This is a genomic window from Halobacteriovorax sp. GFR8, from assembly GCF_050955245.1.
Lineage (GTDB): Bacteria > Bdellovibrionota > Bacteriovoracia > Bacteriovoracales > Bacteriovoracaceae > Halobacteriovorax_A.
Genome location: NZ_JBPBLR010000002.1, coordinates 2,770,498 through 2,793,279, shown reverse-complemented (window position 1 = coordinate 2,793,279; position 22,782 = coordinate 2,770,498). Strand labels below are relative to the sequence as shown.

Here is a 22,782-nt window from a genome sequence, read left to right as displayed (position 1 = left end):
CTCCAATCGGAGGCCTTTCTTATATCTTCATTTTTAAAAAATCTAATATTCGCTGTTCATACCAATAATATTTCTCTGAAGGAGATTTGATAAAGCCCACGTGACCACCATTTCTTGGGACCTCGAGGAATAAATTACTTTTCCTTTGTGCCAGCTCATAGGGATAACTTTCTTCCGATAGGAAGGGATCATCGTAAGCATTCAGAATGTAGAATGGGACGCGAATCTTTTCCAAGTGAGAGATAGGTGAAGCCTCTTCACGATAGTGATAACCATCGCGATAGCCGTAAATTGGGGCAGTAACATACTCATCAAAATCATCAATATGCTTAATATTTTTTACTTTATTCAGATCTACTGGTAGCTCCATGAGCTTGGCCTTTTCAATAACCTTTTTTCTCATGGAATAAACAAAGACATGTCGATAAATATGGCGTGAAATTTCAGTTTTTAATTTCACTGAACAGCCATTTAAATCCATAGGAGAAGAGAGAATAAAGCCACGGTAAATCTTGTGATTTACGAGCTCTGGGTGTCGTCCTAGGTAGTTTGCTGTTATAGCACCACCAAGGCTTATACCCATGAGAGAAACATGATCGTAGTCTTCAGAAACACTATCAACGAGAAATTTTAAGTCATGATAGTCTTGAGCATTATAAAACTTTTGTGTGCGGTTTAGGGTACCTCCACAAGAGCGCATATCCCAGGAGATGACATCATAACCTTGAGAGTTAAACTTCTTCATCATATCGACAATGTATCGATCGCGGCCGTTACCCTCTAGTCCATGAGAGATAATGATAAGGTGTCTTTTCTCAAGAGGAGAGTCAGTTGATGATTTATAATAGCGAAGAAAATCACCATCTGGTGTCGTTAGAGTTCTCTTTTCAAATTTATGCTTTGGAGTTCTTCTAATAAAGAATGGAATGATCGTTTGTAGGTGACCATTTTGTAGAGACTGATGACAAGTATAGCTTGATTCGATAACAGGCATTTCGTTTCCTCCATCTCCGTATTATAGCGCAAAAAGTGAAAATAAAAAAAGGAGGTCATTGACCTCCTTTCTTATAAATTTATCTAAAATTTAGTTTAGAAAATTAATTAAAGTAGCTCTTTTGGAACACCTCTAGGAATAGCGCTTAGAAGCTTCTTCGTATACTCATCTTGTGGGTTACGGTAAACCTCGTGTGCTGGACCGTATTCAACAATTTTACCTTTGTTCATTACACCAATTTCATCCGAGATGTACTTAACAACAGATAAGTCGTGTGAAATGAAGATGTAAGTAAGACCTAGTTCATCTTGAAGATCTTGAAGTAGGTTAAGTACTTGTGCTTGAACAGATACATCTAGTGCTGAAACTGACTCATCACAGATGATAAATTCTGGCTTAAGAGAAAGAGCACGAGCGATACAGATTCTTTGACGTTGACCACCAGAGAACTCATGTGGATAGCGGTTAAGGTGATCACCTTTAAGACCTACTTTTTCTAGAAGGTCAGCGGCCACTGCATATCTATCTTTCTTTGTTCCGCCGATACCGTGAATAACCATTGGCTCAGTTACAATGTCACCAATAGTCATACGTGGGTTAAGAGAAGAGTATGGGTCTTGGAAAATGATCTGCATTCTCTCACGCATCTCTCTCATTTGTGTTTTATTTAAATTAGTTACGTTAATACCGTCGTAAATTACTTCACCAGCTGTTGGTTCTAGTAGTCTAAGGATTGTACGGCCAAGAGTTGTTTTACCACAACCTGACTCACCAACTAGACCAAGTGTACGACCTTTTCTTACCTGAAGAGTTACATCGTCAACGGCCTTAAACCAATCAACTGTACGGCCAAAGATTCCACCTTTAATTGGGAAGTGCTTGTTGAAGTTCTTAACTTCTAGAAGTACTGGGTTTTCAGTTTCATTAATTTCTCTTGGTTTTTTCATTTCAAGAGATGAAACATCAATATCTTCTTTTGCATTTAGGAAGTCATCAACAGTAAGAAGTCTTACTGGGTTCTCATCTAGACTTGGACGACAAGCTAGGAGACCTTTTGTATAAGGGTGTTTTGGATTTTCAAAAAGTGCTTTTGTTGTATTTTGCTCAACTAGATCACCTCTGAACATAACCGCAACTTCATCAGCAATGTCAGCAATAACTGCTAGGTCGTGAGTAATGAAAAGCATACTCATATTATGTCTTCTTTGAAGATCAAACATTAGCTCAAGAACTTGTTTTTGAATTGTAACGTCAAGAGCTGTTGTCGGCTCGTCACAAATTAGAAGTTCTGGCTCACATGCCATTGCCATTGCGATCATTACACGTTGTTTTTGACCACCTGACATTTGGTGAGGATATTTATCAACTGATTCTTTTGGTGAAGGAATACCGACTTCTTCATAAAGTTCAATTGTTCTCTTACGAGCTTGTTCTTTATTCATTCCTTGGTGAAGCATAAGTACTTCATCAATTTGATTACCAGTTGTAAAAACTGGGTTTAAAGATGTCATTGGCTCTTGAAAGATCATTGCAATCTTATTACCGCGAAGTTCTCTCATTCTTTCGTTAGAAACCTTTGTTAGGTCTTCACCATTGAATAGAATTTCACCTTCGCTAATTCTTCCAGGAGGGTTAGGAATAAGCCCCATAATTGCTAAAGATGTTACTGACTTACCTGAACCAGATTCACCAACAAGCCCAACAGTTTTTCCTTTAGGAATACTTAGGTTTAAGCTTTTTACGGCCTTAACTCTTTCATCTTCTGTTTGAAATTCAACTGTAAGGTTTTTAATTTCCAGCATATTCTCTGCCATAGCATCTCACTTTTTAAACAATATTGATCAATTCTTAATTATAATAAAATCTTTTTGAAATCTTAATAGTAACTTAAATTTGTACCACTAACGACACATTATTTCACGACTTAATTCATCAAAAAATCTCGACAATTTAATATGATTTCAGTGACTTAGTATTCTACATGCTTACGAATTTGCTCTGTAAGAGCTTGTTGCGTTGTGACAATTTGCTCGCTGTAAGTTTTTAAATAGTCATTGTTTAGGTTTTCTACCTGAAATGGACGGCCATAGGCAACATAAATGCGACCAAATGGTTTTGGGATCTTCGTTTTGTCCCAGCTCTTGCTAATACAAAAACGACGAGTTGATATTGACTGGATGCAAAGAACCGGTGCTTCGCATTCGTGACTAACGACTAGTATTCCTTTTTTGGGAACATAGCTTGGTCCACGAGGGCCGTCGACAGTGATGGCAGAATTGAGTCTCTTCTCATTGATTTGTTCAATCATGGACTGTAGTGCCTTGGCCCCTCCGCGTGAAGAGCTTCCGCGAGTTGGGGTAAAGCCAAGTTTGGAAATTGTATCTGCGGCAAGGCTTCCATCTTTTGATTGAGAGGCCATTGTTACCATTCCAGAGTCTAACTCTGTTAAGACTGAAGTAGGGTAGTGCTCGTGCCATACAGCTAAAGCGTAGTTGCCGTGCTTTCCCATCTTCTTAGCAAGATCTAGGTTTCCCGGGTTTAGAACAATAATTTTTGACGTGAATTTAACAAATCTTAGGTACCAAGAAACTAATGTAGGAACTAACTTTAATAATATAGACATTTAATCATTATCTCAAAATTAAGATTCTTCGTAAATTAAGCAATTTAAAAAAAATCAGTGTTTATAACTTAGTCAATAATCTCTCAAAAAGTCCATATAATAGGCAATGATGAAGATCAGCTGACTAAATTTTTACCTACGAATTACCATCTTTTAACTTAATTAAGATGAGCGTCATCCATGAATCGACTATGATCAAAATAGAAAGAGTTCTCGACCAATTAGCTCGGGAGCTACTTGTTCTACGCTGACCATGAAGGAGGTGTTATGGCAGGTTTACGAGAAATCAAGAAACAGAGAACGAGAGAAATGATTCTAAAGAACTCAATGGAATTATTTACTCAAAAAGGGGTTGATGAAGTAGGAATGCGAGAATTGGCCCAGGTGTGTGGATTGGGGATTGGAACTTACTATAATTACTTTAAGTCGAAAGAGGATGTCATTTTCAGTCTATTTAGAGAAAATTTAAATTCTGCAATTACGAACAAGCCTTTCCGCGTTGAAGAAAATGAAACAAACGCAGATAATCTTGCAAATAATTACAAAGCGATTTTTCAAGAATTAATGATTCATAAGAATATCGCTGATGAATTTTTATCTCTTGCGTACAATACTAAGAATATGGCCGATAGTGACTCTGTTGCAGCGAGGTTGACTCCACAGATCGTTGATCTTTATTGGGGGTGGGTGCAACCACTGTTTAGAAGTGCTGGAATTATTATTCGCACTGAAGAGGAAGAAGGTTTTAGAAGAATGCTTTGGCATCACTTCTTATCAAGCTTTCATGCTTACACTTCTTCCTTTGGAGCAGAGGAGAGTATTGATTATATACGCTTCACTTCGCGCCACTTACTAGGTGGACTTAATTCGAATTAATAATAAGGGAGCTATGGCTCCCTTTTTACTTTAATTAAGTCTGCTCATATCGCAAGTTGTCCGAAATAGAGATTATGTCACTCAAGAAAATATTCTCAATCGTATTCTTCATCATTCTCTTATTATCATGTTTTAATGAGGGAGTGGATTCCCCCCTAAGAGCTCCTGCTAGCATTTACCAGTATAAAGTTATTTCATATACATCTAGTGCAATCGAATGCCGAGGGCATGTTGATGAGAGAGATATAGAGGGAACCCTTTTGGAAACAGTTCCTCTCGGGCCACAAGGACAAGCACCAATCAATATTTGCGGTGAAGAGCTAAGTTCTTTGAAGAGTGATCGAATTCGTCTTTACTGACTAGCAATGAACCTATTCTAAATTGGCATCCCTATTGCAACATAATATTCCAAATAAAAGAAATTGAACGAAGTTACAGCCTTCTATCGACTTAATTGCTGAACAAACTTTGTACAACTGTTTAAGGAATATTATGCGAAACCTAATTTTCAAGAGTTTACTGACTACTTTATTAACGGGGGCGACATTTGCTTATAGTGGGCAAGTTCTTAAGCTTAATAAAGATAGCGTTCCAAAAGAATTTGTGAAAACTCTTGAAGTATTTATCACTCAGGTTGATGAAAAAATTCCTGCTTCAGTAAGAGATGCTATTGGTGAAAAAGTTGAAGTAACTTTCTCTGATTTTAAAGAAAATAAAAATATTAGAAATTTTCCAAAAGATCGTTGTAACGAATCTGTACCTATTAAGTACGGAAGTGTGAGCTATTTTAATCGCGATGAGATCAAGATTACGTCTCTGTTTATCAAAGAAATTATCAATGGTGATGAAAGTATTGAACAGTTTAACTGTGGCCATAAGAATTATGTAAGAAAAGCACAGGCAACGATTTTACACGAGCTAGCACACCTCTATGATCTAAAAAAGGTTAGAACAAAAGAGCATAAGCAAAAAGCAAGAGTTTGTCGTAACGAAAAAGAGGAGCGCAATCATTTAAGTGATGAGTGTCGAGCAGTTCTTTCCCAAGATACGAATCGAAACTCGATTAGTGGATTGTTTTCATTCTACAAACTTGCAAACTGGAAGAAAGGCTTCTTTTCTAAGAAGACAAAGAATCTTTCGTCGAAGAGATCTGTGGATGCATATGAGTTTGAAAACTTAAAAGAGCATAATGCTGTTAACTTTGAGTTCTTCTTAATGGATAAAGAGTATAAGTGTAGAAGGCCTTCTTACTACAAGTTCTATAGTGAACTACTTAATCATGTTCCATTTCCTAATTACGACTGTAAGATTTTTTCTGAGATCATTCTGGATGACCTAAAGGTGACGAGAGATATCGATCCAAGTCGTGTATATCGAATTGATTACCTACTGGCTTCAAAAGGTGACTCAATGATCTCTGGGTTTGGTCACTCAATGTTTAGAATAGTTCTTTGTGCTCCTTTTAGAAAGAAGGTAGACGAGAAATGTTTAAAAGATAAGCTCTATCATGTCGTTCTTTCTTACCGTGCCAACGTAACAGATATTAAAAGTGACATGTTAAAAGGTGTTCTTGGTGGATATGACTCAGTTTTATTCATGCTCTCTTTCCCTGAGGTTATTAATGAATATAACGGTGGAGAGTTAAGAGATCTTATTAGTCAGCCAATCTATTTATCAGAGGAACAAAAGAAGGACTTCATCAATAAAGTTTTAGAGATTTATTGGGAGTACGAAGGTGATTATAAATTTATCACTAATAACTGTGCATCAGAATCAAATGAGCTATTTCAATCAGCTCTACCAAATAATGAATTTGCTTATGAAAGAGTTATTCTACCTTATTCACTTCTCGATAAGTTCACTGAAAGTGAATTCTCAAATGAAGATGATCTAGAAAACCTTGAGAAGGCACAAAAGAAAGGAATGTTCTTTCCAAGTGATATCGAGCTTCTTAAAGAAGTGAAGAAGTCTTTGTTTGGTACTGAGGCGTCAGACTACAACATTAAAAGACGTCGTATTCCAGGGCGTGATCATAAGTATAAAACAGTAAAAAGAGAAAAATTTATTAAAGATATCTTAGAAGAATTTGATGTCGATCGTTTATTTGAAAAATTCGAAGAATTAAATGCTTTAAGTGAAACTGTTGATGTTGAAGGAAAGCTAAACGATCTTTCAATTCTAACAGGCGCAATCTTTAAAATTAAACAGTCTTCAATTGATGAAGAGGTTGGGAACTTTTTAGACAAGAATATGGAAGAAGAAACTCCACTTGGTAAGAGAATCCAAGAATGGAATGAAATGAGAAAGTCGAGTCGCGTAAGGGCCAATGATTCAAGCTATGGAATTCCATTAGTTTTAAGAGACTCTGACTTTGATAGACATAATGTAAAGAGTGCAGAACTAGAAAAGATCGAAAATCAACTACTAGAAGACGTAAAAAGTAATTATGAAAAAGAGGTTCAGGACCTAGCAAGACTACTCGATTTAATTAGAAATATTCGTGATCAAGCAAGAATTATTTCAATGAAAGCATATAACAAGTAACAATTTATTTAAAAATAAAGAACAAAAAACAAAGAGGAGAAAAATTATGAAAAGACTTACTACAGCTACACTTATGACACTAATTGCACTTCAAGCAAACGCTATTGAAGTAAGAGACGCAACTCTAGGAGCTTCTTCAAAAGTATCTGAAGCAATCTATGATGCAGGTAAGAGTGCAACTGATAAAACTGTTGAAGTTGCTGACTTCACAGGTGAGCACCTAAAAGCATTTATCTCAAAGAACTTACAGTCATCTTATAAGGCATCTGAAAAACTAGCAAAAGAAATCGTTAAACTATCTGAAGTTTCTAAGCCAGCTTTCCGTTTTACTGCTGATGGCCTTGCTATGGTATTTGAAATCTCTGGAAAGGGAACAAAACAAACTTTAAAAGTATCTAGAAAAATCTATATCTTCCTTGAGCCAACACTTGAAGCAACAGGTGAATTTTTAACTGAGCTTCTAGAACTTGCATTCCAAGGGACATCAGAAGCTTCTGAGCTTCTTACTGATATCAATGAATTTCTTTCAAGAGTACTAGAGAAGCCAATTGATGTAACAAAAATGACTCTTGAAGAGATATTTGAGTTAATTGGAAAAGCAAGCGAGAAATCTTCTGAAGCTTCAGAATTTCTTCTTGGTGCAGAGAATTTTGAAAAGGGTATTGAGTACTCAGGAAAAGGAATCTCTCTAACTTCAAATGGTATTGGAGCTGCATTCTACCTTGTATCTCAAGCCACAACAGGTATTTCTCAATTATTTGATTTCAACAGAAAAGAAAGAGAGCAAATTGAGCAAATGGTTGAAAGAGGAGATGTAGACGGTCTTGCAGGTCTACGTGATCTAATTAGACACAATATCAACGAAGAAATTGTAAATGGAGAAGATCTAAATAGACTTCTAGATGACAATGCTATTGATACTTATATCAAGCTTAGACTATCAGTTCCTAATCTAGATCTTAAGTTAGAAGAAATCTACGGTAACCAAATTGTAAAATAATTTAAACTATAAAGGGATTAATAATGAAAAAAACAACTTCGACTATTCTATTTACTCTTTTATCTCTTCATGCAGTAGGAGCTGATATAAGAGACGCTGCATTTGATGCTTCTTCAAAAGTTTCAGAAGCTATCTATGATGCAGGTAAGAGTACAACGAGACAAACGATTAAAGTTGCAGACTTTTCTCGTGAAAAATTAGAGGCCCTTATCTCTAAAGGACTTCAATCTTCGTATCGTGCTTCGGAAAAAGTTGCTAAAGAAATTGTTAATCTCTCAGAGTTCTCAAAGCCGGCATTCCGTTTAACTGCAGACGGAATTGCTATGGTTTTTGAAGTCTCAGGTAAGGCGACGAAGTCTTCTCTTGAGGTTTCAAGAAAGATCTATGTTTATTTAGAGCCTAGTTCAGATAAGACAGAAGAGTTCTTAACTAAGATTATTGATCTCGCATTCGAGGGAACATCTGAAGCATCGGATCTTTTGACAGATATCAATGAATTCTTATCTCGAGTTCTTGAAAAGCCTCTTGATATTTCAACAATGGCCACTGAAGAGATCGCTGATCTTCTTTCAAAAGCGACACGAATGACTCATATTGAAAAATTAATTGAGTTAGCATTGGATGGAACAACTAAAGGGAGTGAGCTACTAACTGACCTTAATGAATTTCTATCAAGGGTTCTTGAGAAGCCAATTGATATCACTGGAATGACTCTTGAAGAGATATTGGAATTAATTGAGAATGCAAGTGTTGAATCGTCAAAGCTAACTGAGCTTTTAATTGGTGCTGATAATCTTGAGAAGGGTACTGAGTACACTGGTAAAGGGATCACTTTAACATCCGAAGGTGTTGGAGCTGCTTTTTATCTTGTTTCTCAGGCAACATCTGGGATCTCACATCTTTTTGATTTCAATAGAAAAGAAAGAGCACAAGTTGAGGCCATGATTGAAAGAGGTGATATTGAAGGGATTGAGGGATTACGTGACCTGATTCGCCACAATATCAATGAACAACTTGAAAATGGTGAAGACCTAAATCTACTTCTTAATGACAACTTAATAGATACTTATATTAAGATGAAATTGACTGTGCCAGAGCTTGATCAAAAATTAGAATCATTATACGGACTGCAATAAAAAAAAGCCTAGGTGATCCTAGGCTTTTTTTATAATTTAAATTCTCTGTGAAAGTATTTAAAACTTATTCCATCATATTGATTGAAGCAACCAATAACTTTCCCATCGATAATTGCAGGAGTTGATGCTAGGTCATCACCTGCAAAATCATAGAGTCTTCTTTTAGGCCAAAGAGTCTTGGCCTTTGCAAAGTCACTGATCTTATAAAAATAAAGGTTTTGAATATTTTTTGAAACTAAGTATCCGTCATGAATGATCGCCTTAGGCATATGTAGAGCTTCTCTATTTTGACGAATCGATATTACTTTATCCTGATTCATATTATTATCTAACACGACAAGCCCCTCAAAGGCCCTCTTCTTAGTTGAAAAATTATAAGTGACATTATCGAGCATAACAAAGATCTTTTCTCCATCATTGTCGATACCTGTTGCAGTCGATACTTGGCTTGGATCATGCGGAAGATCAAAATTGTGAATTGATTCAATACTATAAGCAGTAAGATCAATCTTAATTAGTCCAAGTGAGCCATGAGCGATAAAGAGTTTATCATTCATAATAGTCATATCTTGAGCTGTTTGATGTTTCTTTACTATTTTCTGATTTGTCGATGGGAAACTTGTGATGAACTCGTAATCATTAAGACTATGGACAAAGATATAATCAGGAGTGAGAATGTAGAGCTTTCCATTATATTCTTTAACAGAACGAATCTCGTACTTTGAAAAGATTAACCTAATTTGTTCTTGTTCGAATTTATAAAGAAATGGGCCTTTGAAAATATAGTAATTATCTCCTGACTTGTAATGGCCAGTGTCGCCTTTTTTAGAGGCACAGAATGAATCAAGATTGGCCTCCGATGCAAATGCGATTAAAGATATAATCACGACTAATAGAATTTGTTTCACCTCTTTCCCCCTAAATTTATTTAATATAAATATTATCGAGTCGTAATTCTTCTTCGTCAAAAAAACCTGACAAATCTTGATGAAGCGTGTTAGAAAGTCCCATGCTAGATAGAATCTTTATCGAAATTTCAAATATTTGCAACTTACAGTGTACGTTTTGTCCTGTTGTTGAGCGCGATAAGAAAGTTATGGGGCCAGAGGATTTTGAAAAAATTCTCGTTCAGGCCAAGCCTCTAGCAAAGCAAGTATGTCTTCACTTGATGGGGGAGCCATTGGCCCATCCTAATTTTTCAAAGATAATGGCCATCTGTGAAGACAATGGTGTTCCTGTCCAGATTACTACCAATGGAGTTGTCATTGCGGGACGTAAGGATGTTCTATTAAAGAGCAAAGTCTTAAGACAGATCAACTTTTCTATCCAAAGTTATAAAGATAACTTTCCTAACCGAGATTTCAATACTTACCTAAGGCCAATTTTAGACTTCTCTAGAGAACTTCATGAAGTCTCTCCTGAAACTTATGTAAATTATCGTTTATGGAACCTTGGGCGAAGTGAACAAATCATGAAAGAAAATGAAGAGGTCTTTCAAACTCTCGAGCGTTTCTATGATATTGAAATAAATCGTCGAACGCAGGTTGAATCGATAAAGAGTAAGAGGATCTGGAATAAGGTATATCTTCACTTTGACTCTCATTTTGATTGGCCATCTTGGGACCTTCCTAACCAAGGGGAAGTAGGGAAGTGTCACGCTTTAAAGACTCATATTGGAATTCATGCAGATGGAACAGTTGTTCCTTGCTGCCTTGATAAAGAGAGCCAGATACCACTTGGTAATGTTTTAGATGAGAGTTTAAAAAGTATTCTAAGCTCGCCTCGAGCGGTCGCAATGAGACAGGGCTTCGATAATAATATTCGTGTAGAAAAATTTTGTCAGCACTGTACGTATATCAATCGTTTTCAAAAAAATTAATCAATAATGCTCTTTAGCTTTTGAAGATTTGCAACCATCATCTTTCGATTTTTAATTGGAAAGTCTTTTAACTTAAGTGAAATCTTTTCTTGCACTTCACTCCACACATCATTGTATAGCTTCTGACCTTTTGTACTTAGAGCTAAGATCGTCAATCTAGCATCTTCACTTGATTTATTCTTAGTCACAAGGTCTTCATCAACCAAAATATTTATTGTTTTAGTCATTGCCGGCTGGCTAATTCCATGGTGATCGGCCAATTCCCCAACAGTATTTAGTCCTCTTCCAATATTAGAGAGGGCCCTAAATTGAGGATAGGAGATATGAGGGGATGCCGCTTGTCTGAGCTCACTACGAATTGAGCGAATAATGATTGGCATTACATCTAAAAGTATTCTTGAGAATTCTAGGTCTTTCACGTCTTTAGTATAAACCAAGGAGACACCGATCGTAAATTAATGCAGCAGCTGGAGAGCTGCTGCGGAAGGGTTTTTAATTATTGCTCAACTTCAAGATCAGAATCGTCTGAAAGTTCAGCATCTAGAGATGTATCTGAAGCTTCTGTTGTTTCAACACAATCACCAGTTACTGTACAATCCGCTGCTGGAGCAGACTCTTCAACTACTGCTGATTCATCTGTAGCAACTGAATCCGACCAGTCTTCGTTAGCATAAGAAACGAAAGCTGATGATAGTAGTACTAGAAGTAATAACTTTTTCATAATTAATCCTCATTGGTTTATGTTAAATATATAATGTAATTATATATCCTAGTTATATAACTTGGTTATATATTATTCCTTTCCAAAATTCCGTACAATAAAAAAATACACTTTTTGTGTAAAACTTTTGTCGTTATAATAAAATCTGGCATTTAAGCTCGGATAAAGAAGGAAAAATTATGTGGCAACCACCAAAAATTGAAACAAAAAGACTTGTTCTAAGAGAGGTAAGGCTGAGTGACAAGGAAGCAATTTTTGAATATGGAAAGAAAGCACATATCTCGAAGTATACCCTTTGGGAGCCTCATGAGTCAGTTGAAGATAGTGTCGACTTTATTGAGAAGTATGCTTTTTCAAACTACGAACAACATATTCCTGAGCCATTTGCAATTACTCTTAAAGGTGATGACAAGCTAATTGGTTGTGTCGGTTGCTTTTGGGTTTCAACAAAGAACAAGTGTATGGAGCTTGCCTATGTTCTAAATGACGATTTTTGGGGTAAAGGGGTTGTCGTAGAGGCGGCACAGGAAGTTATTAAGTATTGTTTTGAAAACTTTGAAATTGAACGCATTCAGTGTCGTTGTAAAGCCGAGAATATACAAAGTGAAAGGGTCATGCAAAAGCTAGGTTTTAAGTATGAGGGACTTCTTCGAAGTGAAATCTATCATCGTGGAAAGCACTGGGATATGAAGTACTATTCAATCTTAAGATCAGAAGTAGAATGATGTTTCGAGGGTGGCATATGTGTGGTCAGAGGCCCCTTTGAACTGAGGTCCATGCCAGTTGGCTTTTAAAGTTATTCGCATGCTGCTAAAGAATAAGTTGAATCCTGCATCAGCTTTGTAGTAAATATCTTCCAGGTCTTCATCAGCAATGACGTAGACTGAGTCGACCTTTTTAGAGCCCTGAAGAACAGCATCAAAGTAGTTCGCAACTGCTGAGCCATTTGCAAAGATTTCCAAGAAGCCAAGTCTCATTCCAAGTTTTAGGCCAATTTCTACATCACGTTTGATACCTCCGTAATGTCCTTGTAGCCATGGAGACATTTCAAAAATAGGGCCGCGATTTATTTTTATAATCTTGAACTCACCATTGAAGAAAAATTGATTACTAATTTGGTTTTGCCAACCATTCACTTGTGAAGAGGGTGTCATTTTATGAAAGAGATTTTGTAAGATTCCTGCCTTAGCATTTGGGCCTTGTTGTCCTGTCCAAAGATCAGCGCGGAAGTAGTAATTACTGTTAACATGGGAGAACCCTAGTATTCCATAGAGTAGACCTGTATAAGGATGATCGCCTTCAACAACCGTTGTACTTAAAGTTGCTTCAGGGGTGTAAATCTTGTGAGAAACACCGAAGCGAAACTTCGTTAGGGAGCCCTGGGAGTAAAGTCTCCTTTGATACATGAGTTCAAGGCCATTAGAGTAGTACTTATCTGTCTCAAAAGCAGCATCGTTATCAATCTTGATTGAAAACTCATTATTGGGCTTACTTTGCGCGAAAGTAGAGATGGCCAAGGTGAATAGGGTTAATATGAAGAACAACTTCATCAAATAATTGTACCATTTTCAATATCCGAGTACTTAGAGATGGCCAACTTTGCTTGTTTAGAAGAATGAATCTCTGTAATTTTAATATGATACAGGGGCTAAGTTAAGAATATCTTGTATTGTTTACAATAAATCTCATTGCTGATCACTTCGGTGTTATAAGCACTTCACGATGAATAGAATTAGCCTAAAGAATAAAGTTATTGCCATTACGGGCTCCACTGGAGGCCTTGGCCAAGCTCTAAGTTTAGAGTTAGCGAAGAGGGGTGCTTTGTTGGCCCTAATGGATATTAATTCTGAAAAGCTAAAGCTACAGGCAAGTGAGCTGAGTGGCCTAGCTCTTGAAGTTGACGTGACAAGCCTTGATTCAATTGAGGTCGCTATGGCGAAGGCCAATGACCACTTTGGGAAAATCGATATCATTATTGCAAATGCTGGTATTACAAAAATGGCCCCAATGATCTCTTCTAGTGAAGAGGACTTTTCTCAGGTTATTGATATTAACCTCAATGGACCTTGGAGAACTTTTAAAGCTGCTCTTCCTTATATTTCTAAAAGCTCTGGCTATATGGCCGCAATATGTTCGATGGCCTCATTTGTTCATTGTCCACTTCAGGCTTCATACGCTGCTAGTAAAGCAGGGCTTCATGCCGTTTGTAACAGTGTTCGAATGGAAGTGAAGCATCTAGGAGTTGACGTTGGAAGTTATCATCCAACTTTCTTTCCATCGCCATTAATGGATGGAGTTACAAGCGATCCAGTTGGAAACAAATTATGGGGCGGTAATAAAGAAGGTCCTTGGAAGATGATTACTATTGAAGAGGTTGTCTCTGATATTATTAGTGGTATAGAAGAGAGAGCGGAACTTGTCGTTATTCCAAAGCGCAAGACTCTTATCGCTAAGGCCAGTGGCTTCTTTAGGCGCTATATTGAACGTCGCGGTTTTAAAGGCAACGAAATACAAGAAGCAATCTCTCTTTCGCAAAGAAACTAATTCTAATTTGATTATAGAACTTCCTGTGTCCTTTTGAGATGGTCATCATTATTTAATAAGTGGACAACTTCTGTTAAGTTATGGGCACTTTCTATGACTTCTTCAGTATCGCTTTCAAGCTCTTCATTATACAAATAGTGGTCGATACTATCTTGAAGCTTTTGAAATAGAGGAAGAAGTCTGGCTTCAATTTCTTGAGAGAACATCATTGAAGTTTCTTGCTTAACAAGTTTCTTAATACTTTTATAAATAGATTCTTGTTTATGAAAGAAACCAAGTACAACTTTTGAAAAATAAACAATAAAAGATATAAATAAAATACAGTCGATAATATCATTAACGACAAGTGACAGTAGGCAAGCTGTTAGTGTGAGACTGTAGATATATTTAACTCTAGTGTTGGCGGCCAAGACAATCGTAAACAAGTAACTACTTAAAAGTAGTGGAAGCGCAATCGGGGAGCTTGAGCTTAGATAGTACTTAACGGTAAATAAAAGTTGCGCATTGAAGAGGTAAATATAACTGATCTTTTGAATCGAGAAGTGATTCGTCGTTCTGTAAAGATGAAATGCAAAGAGTAGAAAGTTTAAAACTATTGCAAGGCCAGTATAAGAAATATTTGAAATAGGATTGAATATTTCTACTGTAAAGAAAGTATAGAAGAGGCTCATCGACAGAATGACGATAATTGAAGACTTTTTGAAATTATTAAAAATTGGTACATTAAAGATATCAACTTGGTGATCAAGTAAGTGATCAACATCATCAAATTCTTTCTTTAAGAAGTCTTCAATACGACTACTGTTGGCCCTTAAGCTATTTTTGATCTTATCCCTATCGTCTAGTCCGGAAGAAATCATCGCAAGCATATTGTTGATAGGATTTAATAAATTGTGAGTAAAGTAACTCTTTAAGTTTAAAATATTTTTATGAAGTTCTTTTTTGTGCCAAATCTGATTAGCATTCTTCTTGAAGGTGATGGACTGAATGGAACTAACTGTCGTTATAAAAATATGAAGAAAAGTTACGAGAACGAGACTTTGATCGGCAAGAAAATAGTTATTAGTCGCTATTATGATAAAGTGTAAAAGACAGTACTTAATATTAGTATGCTGAAGATGGAAGGCCAACACTATGATCCCACCAATATAGCATAGGGAGCTCGTTGCAGAATAATCAGCCAGGCGAGGGTAGATTGACCAAATGAGACTCTCTATTACAACCGAAAAAAATATCACGAAAGAAATATTCTTTTTAAATAGCTTCTTATAAAAGACGACTGCCATAATGGAGTCGAAAGTGATCATATAATTGAATGTCGTTAATAGGTGTGGTTCAATATTGTAAAAATAGAACACGACATACAGTACAGACATTAAGAGAACTGCGAGAAAGTGCATCTCGAAGAATTCTCGATATTTCTGATCTAAATGGTAATAATCATTAACCAAAATCTTATCCTGTCCAAGCATAAATAACTGACTAGTAGTTATAACCTTTTAAAAGTATAATCATTATACAATACATTATATTTGAAAAAAGTACATATTTAGTCCAGTATTCGTTAACGTAATTTTAGCCGGTTATAGAATTTATGGGTATTTAGTGACCTTGAGGGGAAGAAAAAAGCCGCTTAAAACAGCGGCCTTGGTTTATTTCATAACTTTTAAAAATTCAATCATAAACTCCTTGTAAACGGAGTTGCTGGCCTTTAGAGCCGCTTGATAGGCTTTCTTTGCATCGACTTTTTGGAGCATACGCAGGTGAGCTTCAAGATCTTCTTTTGAGAGACTTTCGTATGACATGTCGAGTGCCATCTTTATGTTCTTTCCCTGCGCGGCCAAGATCGCATCTGTTTGCTTTTGAGCATTGCTAACGACTTCATTTATATTTAATGTCGGATTCTTTTCTTGCTCTGTATGAATCATCATGGCCTGGATCAAACTCTTAGATGAGGCCGTTGACTGCTCTAGAAGAGACGCTTCATCAATAATGCCATTCACCAACTCTTTTTTATCTTCAGGAAGCTCGTAATCTTTCCCATTGGTAATATGGTCGACTATTTTTTCCTGAGTTTGTTGTGCATTTTCTTGAAGCTTTTTTGAAGTCTCACTATCTTGAATTTCTGCGATGGCCTCAAGTTCATCAAGACTTAAGTTCTCGTATGATTTTTCAAGCTTTTCTTGGAATGGAAAGTTTCTTACAAGCTCTAGTAGCTTTTCTTTTTTCTCAGGGGACTGCTCATTAAACTTTTTATTCTTAAATGCATTTTCAAATGTTTGATTGAGTTTAGCTTTTGAAAGGTCTTTCAAAAGTTTTTTGATAAGCACTTTCTTTTCACTTAATACTTCTGGTGTATCTGCTGTTTTCTTTAACGTTTTAATTTCCACTGGGGAAGTCGAAGATGATTCATTCGATACCTGTTGTACTTCTTTCGCTACTTCATTCGTTGTCGTTGATGAAATGTCATCTTGTGCTTGTTTCGGATTTACGACTAAGTAATAAATCGCAATCAAGATAACTGGTAAAATTAAAATAACTTTTTTCATAATTCCTCGATATTTGGAGCTTTGATATATATCTTTGTAAATTTTGCTAGATTAGGCGAGAGTATTTTTATTTAGCCTTGTTGTAAATGAAGTGTGTAAAAACTAAGGTGTATTCGATAGTTCGTGCAATTATTCTAGCAGTGTAGCTTACTTATATTAGGTAACCTCATGAAAGTATTAATGTTTATTAGGTAAGTAACCGATCAGTTTAGTGGGATAATTTTGAGGGCCTACATGAACATTAGAAGTACATTAATTTTAACACTTTCATTCGTTGCGATTGGATTCTTTAGCTATTTTACTTTTGTTCATTTTGAAAGTGGTACTCGCTATCCTGCTAGTAATGGTATTGTCCTACCTTCAGGTCTCCATATCTCATGGGATCAAATTAACGAGATTAAGAATAGGCTGAAAACACTAGAAGAAGATAAGGTTTTCTTTCATTGGACGACAAGTGAAAATGGACTTCGTTGGGTTTCTCAAGGACATATTAACCAAGGGGAGGTTGAATTTTTTAATACACCTTCAAGTGAGCGCCAAGCACATGGTGCTGGTTTTTACCTTGCAGAGTCTTCAACTAGCTCATCTCACTATGGAGACTTTCCGGTCGTCGTTAAAATTTCAAAAGGTACTCCGATTTATGATTCGGTAGTTATCGAGGAAGTACTTGAGAAAACTCTTAATAATAGCAACGATATATCAGCTCTTGGTGCTCATATTAACTTTGTTAGAAATGTAACTGGAGATTGGTGGTTAACTCATAATCATTCAAATACGGCCAAGGTTGAATATGGTGGACGCTATGGAGCGCATGCAAAGGACCTAGAAATAAACGAGCTATCAGACTTTTATAAATATTTAAAAAAGTTTAGCTCTAATAATACGGCCCAGTGGTTAAATAGTTTCTATCACCTAAGTTATTACATGGATGGTATTTCTCTTATGAGGGCCATAAAGGTTAATCCTAGTAATCCGTGGGCCGAATTTGAACCTGAAAATTTTGAAATATTCAAAGAGATGAGAGAGGAGTATCTCGACGATACAAACCGGCCAAAAGTTAGAAATAATACCTGGGGACAAAATGATTATAGTAAAGAGTCATGGATTGATAAGCAGGTAAATGAAGAATTAAAATCTTTTTATCAAAAAATAAACAAGACAAGTGATTATCACTTTAGAGGTCACGGTATTCGTGCTGGAGGGGAGGAGTCTGGTCAACGTTTTAAGGCGACGCCTCTTCAGTTAAGTAATTTATTAGATAATCCACTATTAGATGTTTCATACGAACTGTCTGAGGATAAATCACACTTCTTAGTTTCTTATGAATACCCAAGTGTTGATCGTTGGCAGAAGGTGAGACATTTTCTTTCTGAAGACCTTATCTTAGCAATTGAAAGTGGAAGTGAATCAAATGAGAGATTAAATCAAAGAATGATGGAAGAGCTTCTTAAAGACCTTTTCTCTAGCTTATATAATAATGAAATTAATGAAGCAGACTTTCTTCGTCGCTTTATTTCAATACATCCATTTAGTGATAGAAATGGACGTATTAGTCGAATGTTTCTTGAGCGCGAACTTAAATTTAGAAATCGATCTCTTCCCCCTATGTTTCTATCTGATCTAGATCTTCTCTTAAGCAAGAAATCATTTTCAGAAGTTATTAAAGATAGTGAAAAAGCCTATTCTTCACTCTATGCTTCTTTCCTTGTCGAGTTCCTAAGTACAGGAATGGGACAAAAAATGGGGCATTATTATGATCTTGATGCTTGGAGTGACCTTTCAAAATCACTTGATAGCTTAGGAATGGGAGACTTAAAAGTTAGCACAGAAGATTATGATGATATCCGCCAACGTCGCTTTAATGATGTTTTTTCTGGTACGGGAGGAAAGGCATGGGACTTCTCTGTTGGAACGGATGGTGAGAAGACTATTGAGATTGCTAAAAAATATGGTGCTACTGGATACCTCGATTCAATTGTGGATAAGGCCAGAAGAATTATTGCAGGAATAAATGAAGCTAATGCACTTGAGGGTGATCATTTAATTGAAGTACAGCAGTTCATGGATCTTATATCTGACTTTGAAGGAGTTAAAGAACTAAGATCCTTGTTTAATACAAAAGTAGAAGAGATTATTGTAAATAGAGTTGACCAGCACCATTCCCAAATAAGATTAGCAAAACTCCTCGTTATGGGAATGCCATTTGATGAACAAGAAGTAGTAATTGCTCGCTTACTTGCTCCATTTGAAGCAAATGCGACATTAAAAAATAATAATAACTTTTATCAATTCCTATCTGGAGCAAGAAAATCCATCGATGCTAATCGACTGGTTAATAAAGTTGCTAAGGGAGAAGCTAACATAAGTGAGCTTATAGAAGTTGCCAAAAGAGCGAGTCGAAATAAGTGGGACGCATCCTTTTTAAATACGAAAAGTTTTGAAAAAGTTTTTGAAATGGCCGACTATGATCAGAAACACAAATTAAGCCTTGCAGTTGATTGGCCTAATTCGATTGATATAAATAGTGCGGAGAACTTTCTACGAATCTTTATTGATAGTATCAAAGAGAGCGAAGAAGACTCAGAGGGGCTGAATAAATACGTATTAAATAATATCGGTGAAGTTTATCGTAGATTTGAAAGTAATGTAAAATATGAAGAAAGAATCGGAAGGCAGCATCTGAGGCTAGTTGAGGGAAAGCCTAAAGTTATATACAAAATTCTAAGAGAAAGGATGACGGTTCATCCATATGAGACTTTTATGGATTTAGCCTTAAATAGTCTTTACGATTTTATAAGAAGTGATAATCCATCTGCAAATGAAGATATTAATACCTTTGTTAAGGTCTATATTCACTTTCAAGAGAATTGGAATACTTTATCAGGAGTGAGTTCAGATGAATTCTCAATTTTCTTAGAAAGGTTAGATTCTAGCTACCGTAAAAAGATACTAGAAAGGCTAGGAGTAAACTTTTCTAAAGGGCCAATGTTTGATGGCGTACTAAAGTTTTTTGATGAGAGTAGCAATGAAGAAGAAAAACAAATAATTGAAAGAAAGTTATTCTTTACTTTATCTGATTTGTCCCCTCTAACGGATGTCGAGGCCAGTAAACAATTTTATAAAGTTTTACCTTATATCGAAAGCCCTGATCTAAAGCTTTCTTTATATTTAAATATTCTTAATAAACCATTTCAGAGAGATGACTTGGCCACAAAGCAATTCCTAAGTGAATTTAAGAATTTAGTGACTTCTTCTATTGATGATTTAGAAGACAATAAGAAATTAAGAGATGTCTTCGCAGATAACGACAGTGTTATTCAAAATAAGCTAAGTCCATCAGATTTATTCTCTAAGGATGAGCAAATTGAAAAATTTATCCCACATTTTTCAAACTCTACTAAGAGAAGTATTGCAACTATGCTTGTGAATGATGCTGATACAGTTGAACGCTTGAGTGAAATTAAAAGTATTTTTGATAAACTACTTTCAACAAAATCTCTAAAAACAACTTGGAATGAAGAATTTTCGAATATGGTTAAAGATAAAGTTCTTGAGGCAATAGAAAAGGGAGACAAGTCTGATGATTTTATCTTAAGTGCCTTTAAATTGATGCTAGATACGAATAATAATTTTAATTATTATTCAACAAGTATTTTCAACTCTATTTCAAGAAGTGCTGAACTTGAATTACGTTTCTTAAATAAAATGAAAACGATTTGGTTTGAGCGCTCGATTGAAAAAATTAAAAATGACGAAATTAAGTTTACAGAAGTAATTGCTGGCAATAGCTGGGACACTTTTGTGTCTCTTAAGCTATCCTCGGACCAAAAAAGAAGCCTCTATCAAGTATTAGATGGAATAACGGTCAATGAGTTTGAATCTTCAATGTTTGGTGCAGGATCTAAATTTGATTTAAATAGTGATGTTGTAAAAGTAATCTTTGAAAATATTATGAAAATGGAAGATGGCGCCAGAAAAACACGTGTTTCAAAGGCCATCATTTATAAATTAAGACCTTCTATATTGGCAAAATATGGAGAAGGAATGAACTCTAATGTTAACGAGGTCAAGTCTGATATTAAAAAGATTCTGGCCCTTGGTGGAGCCAATGCTAATAATGATTTCATTTCAGAAGTGAGAAACGTTTTTATGTTCTTGCCAATGTGGGACCAGCTACATTCTGAGTTTAGTGGCCCTCTTTCAAGTGAGAGTTGTACCGATGTACTAAAGCAGATTCTAGGTAGTTAAATTCGGACTCACTTATTATAGGGCCTGATCATCTATATGTTTTCGATAGTGACGTCACCACTTCCAGTACTTGCTTTAATGGAAATTTCTGAATCGTCACTATTCCCGGCCTTATTTATAAGTTTTCCGCTGGCCGATTCTAGCTTTGAATTCACTTTTATGCCTCTTGGAACAATTACTGTAATGTCGCCACTTCCTGAGTTAAGCTGAGCCTTTAGTGTCTTGATTTGCGGGTTGATAAGCTTGATATTACCGCTTCCTGATTCAAAATTAACTTTTTTAAATTGACCCTTGGCATTTATATCTCCGCTACCAAGGAATGCTTTTAATGAGTCCATCGCTGAGTTTGTTATGGTGATCTGTCCGCTTCCTGAAGTAAGGTCACTGTCAGCATTAAGGCCTGTAATTGACGTATTTCCTGAGCCTAGCTTTGATAAAAGCTTCACTTGTTTTGGCATTGTAATATTAAAGTCTAATTCACATCGTGGCCCAGAAGAAAACCAACCAGAGCTCTTCTTCTTATTCTTTTGAACCTTTACGCTTACAACATTATTACTTTGTTCCATTTTTAAGTTGCAGCCTTCATCCCATTCTTTTTTTGTGTAAGAAATCTTCATTAAGCTACTTTCCGTACCTGTAATTGAAACATTCCCACTAGTACTTTCAAAATCAAGAAGACCTTTAGAAATTTCAAAGCTTTTTTCTTCTGCAAAAAGCATTGATGTGAATAATAGGGAAGCGCAAGCAATAAAGTATTTCATTAACTATTCCTTTTCTATTTAAAGTTAAAGTTCATAGTTAACTATAATTTTTTTAGCTAATTAGAAAATATTTATTCTAGAGTCTGTAGATATTCCCTACGTTTTGATACGCAATTAACTATCGTGGAGGTTATGCTTTGTAAATTATCAGTAAATGTGGATGATTGAGTTATGCATGGTTGGTTCACCTGACCTCCCATACTGGTCGGTCGGCGTTGTTCGGCATCAATTTGCCGTCGTGGCGGTTATGCTTTGTAAATTATCAGTAAATGTGGATGATTGAGTTATGCGTGGTTGGTTCACCTGACCTCCCATACTGGTCGGTCGGCGTTGTTCGGCATCAATTTGCCGTCGTGGCAATTGCTGCCTCCAAAAATATAAAAGGCCAGCTTTAAGCTGGCCTTTAGATGATTAGAATAGTTCTGGAAGATAGCTTGATAGGATATCCATCGCTTCTTTTAACTGCTCATATGATTTGGTAAAAGACTTTGAGCTTTTCTTGATATTCTTACAGTTCTCGCTTGCATCTTTAACGTTAATAAGGAAATCTTTAAAGTTTGATGTGAAATCTTCAACATCAGATTCATTCATATCAATTTTTTCAAGAGCTGATTTTGATTGTTCAAAATTTGTCATCAGCATTATTAAGTTAACACCTGCAATTGTTTTAATCGTTGCACAGTTTAGCTTTTTAAGTGCTCTCTTTTTCCCAAGAGCAAGAAAAACTGTATCTTCATATTCAGCTTTTATATTAGAAATATCTTTAATTGCATCAGTGTACAATTTTAATTGTACTTCTGAAGTCATTTTTAAAGTAGCTAGCTGAGCTTTCTCTTCTAATGTGAAGTCGTTTGCTAATGATAGTGTTGAAATTAAGATTGCACATACTGTAATTAGTTTTTTCATT

The 22,782-nt window shown here is 35.9% G+C and carries 20 protein-coding genes; 9 read left to right on the top strand and 11 right to left on the bottom strand.

Annotation, left to right across the window (positions count from 1 at the left end; genetic code table 11):
* Window positions 1-19: 19 nt before the first annotated feature.
* From ACRXC1_RS13995 to ACRXC1_RS13985, 3 genes are all read right to left on the bottom strand, one after another.
* Entirely contained in the window at window positions 20-994 is a 975-nt protein-coding gene (locus ACRXC1_RS13995) for a YheT family hydrolase (protein ID WP_433659683.1), read from the bottom strand.
* A gap of 107 nt (window positions 995-1,101) precedes the next feature.
* Window positions 1,102-2,808 (bottom strand): ABC transporter ATP-binding protein, encoded by a 1,707-nt coding sequence (locus ACRXC1_RS13990; protein ID WP_433659681.1) that lies wholly within the window; start codon window positions 2,806-2,808, stop codon window positions 1,102-1,104.
* Window positions 2,809-2,963: 155 nt separating this feature from the next.
* A complete protein-coding gene (locus tag ACRXC1_RS13985; protein ID WP_433659679.1) occupies window positions 2,964-3,617 on the bottom strand; it encodes a lysophospholipid acyltransferase family protein in 654 nt (217 codons plus the stop codon).
* A 267-nt stretch (window positions 3,618-3,884) separates the two neighbouring features.
* Here ACRXC1_RS13985 and ACRXC1_RS13980 point away from each other — a divergent pair, with 267 nt between their 5' ends.
* The 5 genes from ACRXC1_RS13980 to ACRXC1_RS13960 all read left to right on the top strand — a co-directional run bounded on the left by ACRXC1_RS13980 (window position 3,885) and on the right by ACRXC1_RS13960 (window position 9,173).
* Window positions 3,885-4,493: a TetR/AcrR family transcriptional regulator gene (locus ACRXC1_RS13980; RefSeq protein WP_392910481.1), complete on the top strand. Its 609-nt coding sequence runs from the start codon at window positions 3,885-3,887 to the stop codon at window positions 4,491-4,493.
* Between the two features lie 74 nt (window positions 4,494-4,567).
* Window positions 4,568-4,852 (top strand): hypothetical protein, encoded by a 285-nt coding sequence (locus tag ACRXC1_RS13975; RefSeq protein WP_433659676.1) that lies wholly within the window; start codon window positions 4,568-4,570, stop codon window positions 4,850-4,852.
* A gap of 133 nt (window positions 4,853-4,985) precedes the next feature.
* On the top strand, window positions 4,986-7,037 hold the full coding sequence (locus tag ACRXC1_RS13970; RefSeq protein WP_433659674.1) for a DUF4105 domain-containing protein: 2,052 nt from the start codon (window positions 4,986-4,988) through the stop codon (window positions 7,035-7,037).
* 46 nt (window positions 7,038-7,083) lie between these two features.
* Complete coding sequence (locus tag ACRXC1_RS13965; protein ID WP_433659672.1) at window positions 7,084-8,037, top strand: hypothetical protein; 954 nt, start codon at window positions 7,084-7,086, stop codon at window positions 8,035-8,037.
* Between the two features lie 23 nt (window positions 8,038-8,060).
* Window positions 8,061-9,173, top strand: a complete 1,113-nt coding sequence (locus ACRXC1_RS13960; protein WP_433659670.1) for a hypothetical protein — start codon at window positions 8,061-8,063, stop codon at window positions 9,171-9,173.
* A gap of 29 nt (window positions 9,174-9,202) precedes the next feature.
* On the opposite strand, the gene ACRXC1_RS13955 is transcribed toward ACRXC1_RS13960, so the two are convergent.
* Window positions 9,203-10,081 carry a hypothetical protein gene (locus tag ACRXC1_RS13955; protein ID WP_433659668.1) on the bottom strand — a complete coding sequence of 293 codons (879 nt, stop codon included), beginning with the start codon at window positions 10,079-10,081 and terminating at the stop codon, window positions 9,203-9,205.
* 101 nt (window positions 10,082-10,182) lie between these two features.
* Between ACRXC1_RS13955 and ACRXC1_RS13950 the strand changes: the two genes are divergently transcribed.
* The gene (locus ACRXC1_RS13950; protein WP_433659666.1) at window positions 10,183-11,052 is read left to right on the top strand and encodes a radical SAM/SPASM domain-containing protein; all 870 of its coding nucleotides are present in this window, start codon (window positions 10,183-10,185) and stop codon (window positions 11,050-11,052) included.
* Here ACRXC1_RS13950 and ACRXC1_RS13945 read toward each other — a convergent pair.
* Window positions 11,049-11,471, bottom strand: a complete 423-nt coding sequence (locus tag ACRXC1_RS13945) for a MarR family winged helix-turn-helix transcriptional regulator (protein ID WP_433659664.1) — start codon at window positions 11,469-11,471, stop codon at window positions 11,049-11,051. The two genes, ACRXC1_RS13950 and ACRXC1_RS13945, sit on opposite strands and share 4 nt — an antisense overlap.
* 77 nt (window positions 11,472-11,548) lie before the next feature.
* Window positions 11,549-11,773, bottom strand: coding sequence for a hypothetical protein (locus tag ACRXC1_RS13940; RefSeq protein WP_392858327.1), 225 nt, complete (start codon window positions 11,771-11,773; stop codon window positions 11,549-11,551).
* Between the two features lie 179 nt (window positions 11,774-11,952).
* Between ACRXC1_RS13940 and ACRXC1_RS13935 the strand changes: the two genes are divergently transcribed.
* The gene (locus ACRXC1_RS13935; RefSeq protein WP_433659662.1) at window positions 11,953-12,498 is read left to right on the top strand and encodes a GNAT family N-acetyltransferase; all 546 of its coding nucleotides are present in this window, start codon (window positions 11,953-11,955) and stop codon (window positions 12,496-12,498) included.
* Here ACRXC1_RS13935 and ACRXC1_RS13930 read toward each other — a convergent pair.
* Window positions 12,484-13,323 carry a lipid A-modifier LpxR family protein gene (locus tag ACRXC1_RS13930; protein ID WP_433659660.1) on the bottom strand — a complete coding sequence of 280 codons (840 nt, stop codon included), beginning with the start codon at window positions 13,321-13,323 and terminating at the stop codon, window positions 12,484-12,486. The genes ACRXC1_RS13935 and ACRXC1_RS13930 overlap by 15 nt on opposite strands.
* 172 nt (window positions 13,324-13,495) lie before the next feature.
* On the opposite strand from ACRXC1_RS13930, the gene ACRXC1_RS13925 reads away from it, so the two are divergent.
* Window positions 13,496-14,317, top strand: a complete 822-nt coding sequence (locus ACRXC1_RS13925) for an SDR family NAD(P)-dependent oxidoreductase (RefSeq protein WP_433659658.1) — start codon at window positions 13,496-13,498, stop codon at window positions 14,315-14,317.
* An 11-nt stretch (window positions 14,318-14,328) separates the two neighbouring features.
* Here ACRXC1_RS13925 and ACRXC1_RS13920 read toward each other — a convergent pair whose 3' ends face one another.
* A complete protein-coding gene (locus ACRXC1_RS13920; RefSeq protein ID WP_433659656.1) occupies window positions 14,329-15,768 on the bottom strand; it encodes a hypothetical protein in 1,440 nt (479 codons plus the stop codon).
* 201 nt (window positions 15,769-15,969) lie between these two features.
* Window positions 15,970-16,866, bottom strand: a complete 897-nt coding sequence (locus ACRXC1_RS13915; protein ID WP_433659654.1) for a hypothetical protein — start codon at window positions 16,864-16,866, stop codon at window positions 15,970-15,972.
* A gap of 234 nt (window positions 16,867-17,100) precedes the next feature.
* Between ACRXC1_RS13915 and ACRXC1_RS13910 the strand changes: the two genes are divergently transcribed.
* Complete coding sequence (locus tag ACRXC1_RS13910) at window positions 17,101-21,114, top strand: Fic family protein (RefSeq protein WP_433659652.1); 4,014 nt, start codon at window positions 17,101-17,103, stop codon at window positions 21,112-21,114.
* A 32-nt stretch (window positions 21,115-21,146) separates the two neighbouring features.
* Here the strand turns inward: ACRXC1_RS13910 and ACRXC1_RS13905 are convergent, their stop codons facing one another.
* Both ACRXC1_RS13905 and ACRXC1_RS13900 read right to left on the bottom strand, forming a co-directional pair.
* On the bottom strand, window positions 21,147-21,875 hold the full coding sequence (locus ACRXC1_RS13905; RefSeq protein ID WP_433659650.1) for a DUF4097 family beta strand repeat-containing protein: 729 nt from the start codon (window positions 21,873-21,875) through the stop codon (window positions 21,147-21,149).
* Between the two features lie 411 nt (window positions 21,876-22,286).
* Window positions 22,287-22,781 carry a hypothetical protein gene (locus ACRXC1_RS13900; protein WP_433659648.1) on the bottom strand — a complete coding sequence of 165 codons (495 nt, stop codon included), beginning with the start codon at window positions 22,779-22,781 and terminating at the stop codon, window positions 22,287-22,289.
* Between the last annotated feature and the right edge of the window lies 1 nt (window position 22,782).